Source organism: Azospira sp. MPR-E4 (assembly GCF_058809645.1).
Window position 1 is genome coordinate 37,437 of sequence record NZ_JBXAST010000026.1, and the last position, 9,839, is coordinate 47,275.

10 protein-coding genes are annotated in these 9,839 nt (G+C 65.2%); 8 read left to right on the plus strand and 2 right to left on the minus strand.

Features of this window, described 5'->3' with window-relative positions:
• Positions 1–101: 101 nt before the first annotated feature.
• On the minus strand, positions 102–1,076 hold the full coding sequence (cysB, locus tag AC1RTA_RS09640; protein ID WP_014237058.1) for an HTH-type transcriptional regulator CysB: 975 nt from the start codon (positions 1,074–1,076) through the stop codon (positions 102–104).
• A 105-nt stretch (positions 1,077–1,181) separates the two neighbouring features.
• Between cysB and AC1RTA_RS09645 the strand changes: the two genes are divergently transcribed.
• The 6 genes from AC1RTA_RS09645 to cysN all read left to right on the plus strand — a co-directional run bounded on the left by AC1RTA_RS09645 (position 1,182) and on the right by cysN (position 7,292).
• Complete coding sequence (locus AC1RTA_RS09645; protein ID WP_416242825.1) at positions 1,182–1,955, plus strand: sulfite exporter TauE/SafE family protein; 774 nt, start codon at positions 1,182–1,184, stop codon at positions 1,953–1,955.
• Between the two features lie 24 nt (positions 1,956–1,979).
• Positions 1,980–3,656, plus strand: coding sequence for a nitrite/sulfite reductase (locus tag AC1RTA_RS09650; RefSeq protein WP_492784599.1), 1,677 nt, complete (start codon positions 1,980–1,982; stop codon positions 3,654–3,656).
• Positions 3,657–3,684: 28 nt separating this feature from the next.
• Complete coding sequence (locus tag AC1RTA_RS09655) at positions 3,685–4,203, plus strand: DUF934 domain-containing protein (RefSeq protein ID WP_014237055.1); 519 nt, start codon at positions 3,685–3,687, stop codon at positions 4,201–4,203.
• Positions 4,200–4,922: a phosphoadenylyl-sulfate reductase gene (locus AC1RTA_RS09660; RefSeq protein WP_492784600.1), complete on the plus strand. Its 723-nt coding sequence runs from the start codon at positions 4,200–4,202 to the stop codon at positions 4,920–4,922. Before AC1RTA_RS09655 ends, AC1RTA_RS09660 begins: the two co-directional genes overlap by 4 nt.
• A 160-nt stretch (positions 4,923–5,082) precedes the next feature.
• On the plus strand, positions 5,083–6,018 hold the full coding sequence (gene cysD, locus AC1RTA_RS09665; RefSeq protein ID WP_492784601.1) for a sulfate adenylyltransferase subunit CysD: 936 nt from the start codon (positions 5,083–5,085) through the stop codon (positions 6,016–6,018).
• Positions 6,018–7,292 carry a sulfate adenylyltransferase subunit CysN gene (cysN, locus tag AC1RTA_RS09670; RefSeq protein ID WP_492784602.1) on the plus strand — a complete coding sequence of 425 codons (1,275 nt, stop codon included), beginning with the start codon at positions 6,018–6,020 and terminating at the stop codon, positions 7,290–7,292. The genes cysD and cysN overlap by 1 nt, the downstream gene beginning before the upstream one ends.
• Positions 7,293–7,462: 170 nt before the next feature.
• Here cysN and rlmD read toward each other — a convergent pair whose 3' ends face one another.
• Entirely contained in the window at positions 7,463–8,758 is a 1,296-nt protein-coding gene (rlmD, locus tag AC1RTA_RS09675) for a 23S rRNA (uracil(1939)-C(5))-methyltransferase RlmD (protein WP_130458170.1), read from the minus strand.
• 123 nt (positions 8,759–8,881) lie between these two features.
• Between rlmD and AC1RTA_RS09680 the strand changes: the two genes are divergently transcribed.
• Together AC1RTA_RS09680 and AC1RTA_RS09685 are read left to right on the plus strand one after the other, a co-directional pair.
• The gene (locus AC1RTA_RS09680) at positions 8,882–9,355 is read left to right on the plus strand and encodes a DUF7931 domain-containing protein (RefSeq protein WP_492784603.1); all 474 of its coding nucleotides are present in this window, start codon (positions 8,882–8,884) and stop codon (positions 9,353–9,355) included.
• A 148-nt stretch (positions 9,356–9,503) separates the two neighbouring features.
• The gene (locus tag AC1RTA_RS09685) at positions 9,504–9,740 is read left to right on the plus strand and encodes a hypothetical protein (protein WP_492784604.1); all 237 of its coding nucleotides are present in this window, start codon (positions 9,504–9,506) and stop codon (positions 9,738–9,740) included.
• The last annotated feature ends 99 nt before the right edge of the window (positions 9,741–9,839 follow it).

Below are 9,839 nucleotides of genomic sequence, written 5' to 3' on the forward strand. Positions count from 1 at the left end.
CGTTCGCAGGTAGGGCAAGGTTGGAAAGCCGGCGAGTATAACGCGGTTTTCCAAGGAAAATCAAGGAAAACCGCGAACCCGGGAGAATCGGCGGCGACAGCTCAGAGCTGGTACTCGTCCTCGCCCCGGCCGGCGCCGCCGGAAAGGGCGCCTTCCATGGACTTTTCCACCGCCTTGCGCGTCAGGTGCGGCGCAAACAGCTCAATGAAATCATATTCATAGCGGCGCAGATAGGTTCCCCGGCGCAGGGCCAGGCGGGTGGTGTTGGATTCGAACAGATGGCCCGCATCCAGGGCCACCAGGCCGTTCTGCCGGCCGTCCCGCTCCGGGTCGAAGGCGATGCGGGCGATGATGCCCAGGCCCAGGCCCAGGGTGACGTAGGTCTTGATCACGTCCGCGTCGATGGCGGAGAGAACCACATTGGGCGTCAGGCCGTGGCGCTCGAAAGCGCTGCTGATGCGGCCGCCGCCGGTGAAGGCCGGATCGTAGGTGATGAGGGGAAAGCGGGCCAGCACCGAGAGGGACAGGGGACCCTGCTCCAGGATGGGGTGGCCGGCCGGGGCGATGACGCAGTGGGACCACTGGTAGCAGGGCATGGTCACCAGGTTGGGCACATGGTCCAGGGCCTCGGTGGCGATGGCGATGTCGGCCTCGCCGTTGGCCGCCCACTCGGCGATCTGGGTCGGGCTGCCCTGATGCAGGTTGAGGCGCACCCGGGGATAGCGCTCGGTGAAGCGCTTCACCACTTGCGGCAGGGCGTAGCGGGCCTGGGTGTGGGTGGTGGCGATGACCAGGCTGCCGGAATCGCCGCCGGCGTATTCCTCGCCCACCCGCTTGAGGTTTTCCGCCTCCCGCAGGATGCGGTTGGATATTTCCAGCACCGCCTTGCCCGGTTCGGTGATGCCGGTGAGGCGCTTGCCGCTGCGCTCGAAAACGATGATGCCCAGTTCGTCCTCCAGCATCTTGATCTGTTTGGAGACTCCGGGCTGGGAGGTGTAGAGTGCTTCCGCCGCCTCGGAAACATTCAGTCCGCGGCGGGAAACCTCGACCAGATAGCGCAGTTGCTGCAGCTTCATAACATAGCCTGCTAATAACTTTAGGTTATATCAATGTAGCACGATATTCTTTTGAGGCCAATAAACGGCTGTTACGATGCGCCCCACTTCACGACAAGGCGCACCATGGACTGGCTGTATACCCTCTCTGGATTCGTAGTCGGCGCCATCGTCGGTTTGACGGGCGTCGGCGGCGGTTCCCTCATGACCCCCCTGCTGGTGCTCCTGTTCGGCATCCACCCGGCCACCGCCGTCGGCACCGACCTGCTCTACGCCGCCGTGACCAAGGCTGGCGGCACCGTGGTGCACTCCCGCAAGGGTCATGTGGAATGGCGCATCGTCGGCCTGCTGGCTGCCGGCAGCATGCCCGCCACCGCCGTCACCCTCTACATCCTGGCCCACCTGCCCAAGCAGGGGCCGGAAACCACCGGCCTGATCTCCCTCTGCCTGGGCATCGCCCTGCTGCTCACCGCCTGTGCCATCATTTTCCGCAAGAAGCTGCAGTCCTACGCCCTGAGCCACGAAACTTCCTTCGTACAACGGCATCAGACGCCTATCACCATCACGGTGGGCGCCACCCTGGGGGTGCTGGTTTCCATTTCCTCCGTCGGCGCCGGCGCCCTGGGCGTGGCCGCCCTGTTCTTCCTCTACCCCAAGCTGCCCGCCGTGCGTATCGTCGGCAGCGACGTGGCCCACGCCGTGCCCCTGACCCTGGTGGCAGGCACCGGCCACTGGCTCATGGGCAGCGTGGACTGGCAGCTGCTGACGGCCCTGCTGATCGGCTCCCTGCCCGGCATCTGGGTCGGCAGCCACATTTCGGCCAAAGTACCGGATAAAATCCTGCGCCCCATCCTGGCCACCATGCTGGTGCTGATCGGCGCCAAACTCATTGCCCACTAAGACTCTTTCGCCCGAGGCCCTACGATGTACCGTTACGACAATTATGACCACGCCCTCGTCCAGGAACGGGTAGCCCAATTCCGGGACCAGGTGCGCCGCTGGAAGGCCGGTGAACTCTCGGACGAGGAGTTCCGCCCCCTGCGCCTGCAGAACGGCCTCTACATCCAGCGCCATGCGCCCATGTTCCGCGTCGCCGTGCCCTACGGCATGCTGTCGAGCGCCCAGCTGCGCCGCCTGGCAAAAATCGCCCGGAACTACGACAAGGGCTACGGCCACTTCACCACCCGCCACAACCTGCAGTTCAACTGGATTCCCCTGGAGCGGGTGCCCGACGCCCTGGCGGAACTGGCGGAGGTGGAAATGCACGCCATCCAGACCTCCGGCAACTGCATCCGCAACGTCACCACGGACCAGTTCGCCGGCGTCGCCGCCGATGAAATCCTGGACCCCCGCCCCTTGTGCGAACTGCTGCGCCAGTGGAGCACCTTCCACCCGGAATTTGCCTTCCTGCCGCGCAAGTTCAAGATCGCCGTGAATGGCGCCCTGGAAGACCGGGCCCTGACCTGGTTCCACGACATCGGCCTGCACATCCGCAAGAACGAGGCGGGTGAAGTGGGCTTCCGCGTCATCGTCGGCGGCGGCCTGGGGCGCACCCCCATCCGCGGTCAGGTGGTGCGCGAGTTCCTGCCCTGGCAGGACATCCTCACCTACAACGAAGCCATCCTGCGGGTCTACAACCGCTACGGCCGCCGCGACAACGCCTACAAGGCCCGCATCAAGATCCTGGTGCAGGCCCTGGGCGTGGAAAAATTCGCCGAGCAGGTGGAAGCCGAATGGGCCCACCTCAAGGGCGGCCCGGCCACCATCACCCAGGCCGAATACGACCGGGTGGCGGCCTTCTTCAATCCTCCTGCCTACGCGCAGCTGCCGGCCATCGACGACGGTTTCGTCCAGGCCCAGGCCGAGCAGCCCGCCTTCGCCCGCTGGGTGGAGCGCAATGTGCGGCCCCACCGGGTGCCGGGCTACGCCGCCGTCACCCTTTCCCTGAAAAAGCCGGGCACCGCCCCGGGCGACGTCAGCGATGTGCAGATGGACCGGGTGGCCGACCTGGCCGACCGCTACAGCTTCGGCGAGGTGCGCGTCACCCACGAGCAGAACCTGGTGCTGGCCGACGTGCGCCAGGACGAGCTGCAGGCCCTGTGGCAGGACGCCAAGGCCGCCGCCCTGGCCACGCCCAACATCGGCCTCATCACGGACATGATCTGCTGCCCCGGCGGCGATTTCTGCGACCTGGCCAACGCCAAGTCCATCCCCATCGCCAACGCCATCCAGGCCAAGTTCGAAGACCTGGACTACCTCTACGACATCGGCGACATCGAGCTCAACATCTCCGGCTGCATGAACTCCTGCGGCCACCATCACGTGGGCCACATCGGCGTGCTGGGCGTGGATAAGGGCAACGAGGAGTGGTACCAGATCACCCTGGGCGGCCGTCAGGGCAACAACGCCCACCTGGGCAAGGTCATCGGCCCCTCCTTCCCCGCCGACGAAGTGGCCGGCGTGGTGGAAAAGCTGATCCGGGTCTACCTGGACAACCGCCACGAGGACGAGCTGTTCATCGACACCCTGGACCGCCTGGGCGTGGAGCCCTTCAAGGACAAGGTGTACGGCGACCGCCTCAAGGGCAAGAAAGCCGCCTGACCCATCGACACGGAATAAAGGAACGACCATGACCCGCATCATCAAGAACCGCGCCGTCGTCGAAGACAGCTGGAGCGTGCTGCGCCTGGCCGAAGGCGAGACGGCCGACACCATTGACCTGCCCCAGGGCCCGGTACTGGTGCCCCTCTCCGTCTGGCATGCCCGGAAATCCGCGCTGCTGGCCGCTTCCAGCCCTGCCGCCCCGGTGGGCGTGTGGCTGGCCGCCGGCGAAGGCCCCGAAAGCCTGGCCGACGACCTGGCCCAGCTGTCCGTGATCGCCGTGGATTTCCCCAAATTCACCGACGGCCGCGGCTACTCCGCCGCCCGCCTGCTGCGGGAGCGCTACGGCTACCAGGGCGAGATCCGCGCCATCGGCGACGTGCTGCCGGACCAGCTGTTCCTCATGGCCCGCTGCGGCATCGACGCCTTCGCCCTGCGCGCCGACAAGGACGCGGACAAGGCCCTGGCCCTCTTCGACACCTTCAAGACCCCCTACCAGGCCGCAGTGGACCAGCCCCAACCCCTCTTCCGCCGGAGGGCCGCATGAGCGTCATTCCCGCCCAGTTCCGCGTCTCCGACGAGCTGCGAGCCGCCACCGCAGCCAAGGCGGAAGCCGCCAAGACCCTGCTGGCCCAGATCGCCCGGGACTTCTCCCCGGCCACCTTCGCCAACAGCCTGGGGGCCGAGGACATGGTGCTGACCGACCTCATCGTCAAGACGGGCCTGCCCATCGAAATCTTCTCCCTGGACACGGGCCGCCTGCCCCTGGAAACCTACGACCTGATGGCCGCCGTGCAACAGCACTACGGCTTGAAGCTGAAGGTGTTCTACCCCCGCCACGATCTCACCGAGGAATACGTGCGGGCCAACGGCATCAACGCCTTTTACGCATCCATCGAGCTGCGCAAGGGCTGTTGCTACGTGCGCAAGGTGGAGCCCCTGCAGCGGGCCCTGGCCGGCAAGCAGGCCTGGATCACCGGCATGCGCGCCCAGCAGGCCGCCACCCGGGACGGCCTGGCGGTGCGCCTGTTCGACGAAGCCAACGGCCTGGAGAAGTTCAACCCCCTGGCCGACTGGAGCGAGAAGGAAGTGTGGGCCTATCTGCTGGATAATGGCGTGCCCTACAACAAGCTGCACGACCAGTTCTACCCCAGCATCGGCTGCGCCCCCTGTACCCGCTCCGTCACCCCCGGCGAGGACATCCGCTCCGGCCGCTGGTGGTGGGAAAATCCTGAAACGAAGGAGTGTGGCTTGCACAAGAAGTAAGTTGAAGGATTTCGTCGTAGGCTAACTTTGCAAAAGTTAAGGTGCGCTAGCACCGGCCGAAGACACAATCCCGAGACCAAGGAATGCGGCCTGCACAAGAAATAAGCCCGACCGCCCCACCCTGCCGATCTTAGAAAACGTTGCGACCCGGTACTGAAAAATGACCACTCTGAACAAGCAAACCCTCTCCCACCTCGACTGGCTCGAGGCGGAGGCCATTCACATCATGCGTGAAGTGGCCGGCCAGTGCGCCAATCCGGTGCTGCTCTTCTCCGGCGGCAAGGACTCCATCTGCATGCTGCGCATCGCCGAAAAGGCCTTCCGCCCCGGCCGTTTCCCCTTCCCCCTGATGCACATCGACACCGGCCACAACTACAAGGAAGTGGTGGAATTCCGTGACAAGCGGGCCGCCGAGCTGGGCGAGCGCCTCATCGTGCGCTCCGTGGAAGATTCCATGAAGCGCGGCACCGTGGTGCTCAAGCACGAGGGCGAATCCCGCAACAAGCACCAGTCCGTGACCCTGCTCGAAGCCATCGAGGAATTCGGTTTCGACTGCTGCATCGGCGGCGCCCGCCGGGACGAGGAAAAGGCCCGGGCCAAGGAGCGCATCATGAGCTTCCGTGACGAGTTCGGCCAATGGGACCCGAAGAACCAGCGCCCCGAGCTGTGGAACCTCTACAACGCCCGGGCCCACAAGGGCGAGAACATCCGCGCCTTCCCCATCTCCAACTGGACGGAAATGGACGTCTGGCAGTACATCGAGCGGGAAGGCCTGGAGCTGCCCTCCATCTACTTCGCCCACACCCGCCCGGTGGTGATGCGCCAGGGCGCCATCGTCCCGGTCAATGTGCCCCTGGTTTCCGGCGAGCTGACCAACCTGCCCAAGGCCGGTGAGGAAATCATCGACCTGCAGGTGCGCTTCCGCACCGTGGGCGACATCTCCTGCACCGCCCCGGTGGAATCCGACGCCGACACGGTGGAGAAGATCGTTCTCGAAACCGCCACCACCACCATCACCGAACGGGGCGCCACCCGTCTGGACGACCAGACCAGCGAGGCCTCCATGGAACAGCGTAAGAAGGAAGGGTATTTCTGATGTCCGCCCCCGAAAAAATTGAAGATCACGGCCTGCTGCGCTTCCTCACCTGCGGCAGCGTGGACGACGGCAAGAGCACCCTGATCGGGCGCCTGCTGTTCGACACCAAGACCATCCTGGCCGACACCCTCTCCGCCATCGAGCGCACTTCCCAGAAGCGCGGCATGGAAGCGGTGGACCTCTCCCTGCTCACCGACGGCCTGCAGGCCGAGCGGGAACAGGGCATCACCATCGACGTGGCCTACCGCTACTTCAGCACCGGTACCCGCAAGTACATCATCGCCGACGCCCCGGGCCACGAGCAGTACACCCGCAACATGGTGACCGCCGCCTCCACCGCCAACCTGGCCATCATCCTGGTGGATGCCCGCAAGGGCGTGCTGACCCAGACCCGGCGCCATTCCTACCTGGCCCACCTGGTAAACATTCCCCACCTGCTGGTGGCGGTGAACAAGATGGATCTGGTCAATTACGACCAGGCCGTGTTCGAGAAGATCAAGGCCGACTACCTGGCCTTCGCCGCCCAGCTGGGCATCGAAGACGTGCGCTTCATCCCCCTCTCCGCCCTCAACGGCGACATGGTGGTGGACCGGGGCGAAGCCCTTTCCTGGTACAAGGGCCCGACCCTGCTGGAAATCCTCGAGGCCACCCCCGGCGCCCATAGCGAGCAGGCCGAAGCCTTCCGCTTCCCGGTGCAGTTCGTCTGCCGCCCCCAGGACTCCGCCAATCCGGAACTGCACGACTACCGGGGCTTCATGGGCCGGGTCGAATCCGGCGAGCTGGCTGTCGGTGAAGCGGTCACCGTGCTGCCTTCCGGTCGGGAAACCAGGGTCAAGGACATCCAGATCGGCGGCCAGAGCATTCCCGCGGCCGTCTCCGAGCAATCCGTCACCCTGCTGCTGGAAGACGAGATCGACATCTCCCGGGGCGACATGATCGTGCGCAGCGCCGCCCAGCCCCAGGTGGTGAAGCAGATCGACACCACCGTCTGCTGGCTGGCGGAAACGCCCCTGGACCGGGCCCGCACCTACCTGATCCGCCACACCACCCGGGAAGTGAAGGCCAAGGTGGCCAGCATCGATTACCGGGTGGACGTGAACACCCTGGAACAGCAGGCCACGGACAAGCTGCAGATGAACGACATCGCCCGTGTCAGCTTCAAGCTGGCCCAGCCCCTGTTCATCGACCCCTACAGCCAGAACCGGGCCACCGGCGCCTTCATCGTCATCGATGAAAGCACCAACAACACCATCGGCGCGGGGATGATCGGCTGAGGTGGGTTAAGGGCTTTTTAGCCACAGAGGACACAGAGGGCACCGAGATTGAGGCGCCCATGGGTCTGAAGTAGTAGGTGCCATGAAAGACAAGAGGGACGCCATTCTCCAGAGCATCAAGCTGGAGAATGGCGTCCCTTCTGCTTTCCGGGGCACCTGCTTTTTGGCGGCTACGCCTTCTCGAACAGGGCGATGGATTCCACGTGGGAAGTGTGGGGGAACATGTTCACGATCCCGGCGCCACTGAAGCGGTAGCCCTTCTGATGCACCAGGATGGCCGCGTCCCGGGCCAGGGTGGAGGGGTTGCAGGAAACATAGACGATGCGGCCGGGACTATCCTCCCCCAGGGCCTTCACCACTTCCACCGCCCCTTCCCGGGGCGGGTCGATCAGCATCTTGTCGAAATGGCCCAGGGCCCCGAGGGACTTGGGCGTGCATTCAAAGAGATTGGCGACGCCGAAGGAAACGTTGGCAGCCAGGCCGTTGGCCGCCGCATTCTCCTCGGCCCGCCGGGTCAGTTCCTTGAGGCCTTCCACCCCCACCACCCGGGCGCCGCTGCGGGCGATGGGCAGGGTGAAGTTGCCCAGGCCGCAGAACAGGTCGGCGATGCGCTCCCCGGGCTGGGGGTCGAGCAGACGCATGGCGCGGCGGATGAGCATCTGGTTGATGCCCGGATTGACCTGGGTGAATTCGGTGGGAGAAAAACGCATTTCCAGCCCGAACTCCGGCAGCAGGTAGGAGAGGTCAGGACCATCCACGGGATGGAAGCGGTAGGCCGAAGCCGGTCCCTTGGGCTGCAGGAAGAAAACGATGCCGTGCTCGTCGGCAAAGGCCCGCAACAGCTTCTCGTCGGCCCCGCTGAGGGGCTCCAGGATGCGCAGCACCATCACCGTGCACTTCTCGCCCACGGCGATTTCCACCTGGGGCAGCCGGTCCCGGATCGAGAGGCCCACGAAGAGCTGGCGCAGGGGCACCAGCAGGTCGGAAACGTGGGCCGGCAGGATGGGACAGGTATGCAGGTCGGCCACATAGCTGCTGCGCTTCTCGTGGAAGCCCACCAGCATCCCCTTGGATTCCACCATGCGCACGGTCAGCCGGGCCCGGTGGCGATAGCCCCAGGTAGGGCCGTAGATGGGGTTGTAGACCTGCTCCGGCTTGAGCCGGGCCAGATGCCACAGGTTGTTTTCCAGCAGACGCTGCTTGGCCGCCACCTGGGCGGTGGGCTCCAGGTGCTGCATGCTGCAGCCACCGCAGGTGCCGAAATGGGGGCAGCGGGGAGGAACCCGGGCGCAGGAGGGGCGCAGCACGGCGCTGACCTCCCCCACGGCGTAATTGGGTTTCTCCCGGAACAGGGCGTACTCCACCGTTTCCCCGGGGAGGGCGCCTTCCACGAACACGGTCTTGCCCTCCAGGCGCGTCACGCCCCGGGCGTCGTGGTCCAAGGATTCGATCTTGCCGACAGGCATGGGCCCATCCCCCGAAAAAAGGCGCCATTCTACCAGCGCGCCGGCAAAGGCAAAGCCAGCCGGCGGCGGCGGTTGCGCCGCCCCATGGCGGTTGCTATGGTAGGCACTTCACGGGAGCCCGCCATGCCTGAACGCCTTCTCACCAGCCGCACCGAACTGGATGCGGCCCTGCTCCAGCTGCTGCCCCTGGCGCAGCAGTCCATCCGCATCTTCGACGGAGACCTGTCCAGTTTTCCGCTGGAAAGCCCGGAGCGGATCGCCCTGCTGCAGGAGTTCCTGCGCCGCCCCAATACCCGCCTGACCCTGGTGCTGCAGCACCCCGGCCCCAGCCAGACCGGCTGCCCCCGGCTGGTACAGCTGGCGCGCCAGCACGGCCACGCCTTCACCTGGCTGCAGGCCCCGGAAAGCCTGGCCAACCTGCAGGACGCCATGGTCCTGATCGATGCCGAACACGCCCTGCTGCGCTTCCACCGGGAACAGCCCCGGGGCAAATGCATCGAGGCCGATGCCCGGGCCTGCCACCCCTACGGCAAGCGTTTCGAGTCCATCCTGGCCGAAGGGTGCAGCGCGGTCGCCCATACCCCCCTGGGTCTGTGACAATCTGTTACATGCCAAGCGTATAGAAATGGGCCTTGCAGGCTATTCCCGGCTGAATTTACTGCTATAATGCCGCCCTGATTAGCCCCCCCTGGCTGATCAGCCTCAGGATTGTTTGGATCACACACTAATTGATAGGGAATAAACAATGAAGCACTCTCTCCTCGTTGCTGCTCTGGTTGCCCTGGCCGTTTCCGCTTGCGGCAAGAAAGAAGAACCCGTCGTCGCCGCTCCGGCTCCCGCTGCTGAAGCTCCCGCTGCTCCGGCCGCTCCCGCTGCTGCCCCCGCTGAAGCTGCGGCTCCCGCTGCTGACGCTGCCAAGCCCGCCGAAGGCGCTGCTGCTGCCCCCGCTGAAGCTGCTGCCGCTCCCGCCGAGAAGAAGTAATCTCGCTGTTGCGCAGTAGAAAAAAGCCGACCTCCGGGTCGGCTTTTTTATTGCCTGTTATTCCCCGGGCGAGAAGCAATTCCCCCAGGCCCCATCAGC

Bases quoted from the DNA above. Each gene is read 5' to 3' on its own strand.
- cysB (WP_014237058.1), bottom strand. From the start codon at position 1,076: ATGAAGCTGCAGCAACTGCGCTATCTGGTCGAGGTTTCCCGCCGCGGA.
- AC1RTA_RS09645 (WP_416242825.1), top strand. From the start codon at position 1,182: ATGGACTGGCTGTATACCCTCTCTGGATTCGTAGTCGGCGCCATCGTC.
- AC1RTA_RS09650 (WP_492784599.1), top strand. From the start codon at position 1,980: ATGTACCGTTACGACAATTATGACCACGCCCTCGTCCAGGAACGGGTA.
- AC1RTA_RS09655 (WP_014237055.1), top strand. From the start codon at position 3,685: ATGACCCGCATCATCAAGAACCGCGCCGTCGTCGAAGACAGCTGGAGC.
- AC1RTA_RS09660 (WP_492784600.1), top strand. From the start codon at position 4,200: ATGAGCGTCATTCCCGCCCAGTTCCGCGTCTCCGACGAGCTGCGAGCC.
- cysD (WP_492784601.1), top strand. From the start codon at position 5,083: ATGACCACTCTGAACAAGCAAACCCTCTCCCACCTCGACTGGCTCGAG.
- cysN (WP_492784602.1), top strand. From the start codon at position 6,018: ATGTCCGCCCCCGAAAAAATTGAAGATCACGGCCTGCTGCGCTTCCTC.
- rlmD (WP_130458170.1), bottom strand. From the start codon at position 8,758: ATGCCTGTCGGCAAGATCGAATCCTTGGACCACGACGCCCGGGGCGTG.
- AC1RTA_RS09680 (WP_492784603.1), top strand. From the start codon at position 8,882: ATGCCTGAACGCCTTCTCACCAGCCGCACCGAACTGGATGCGGCCCTG.
- AC1RTA_RS09685 (WP_492784604.1), top strand. From the start codon at position 9,504: ATGAAGCACTCTCTCCTCGTTGCTGCTCTGGTTGCCCTGGCCGTTTCC.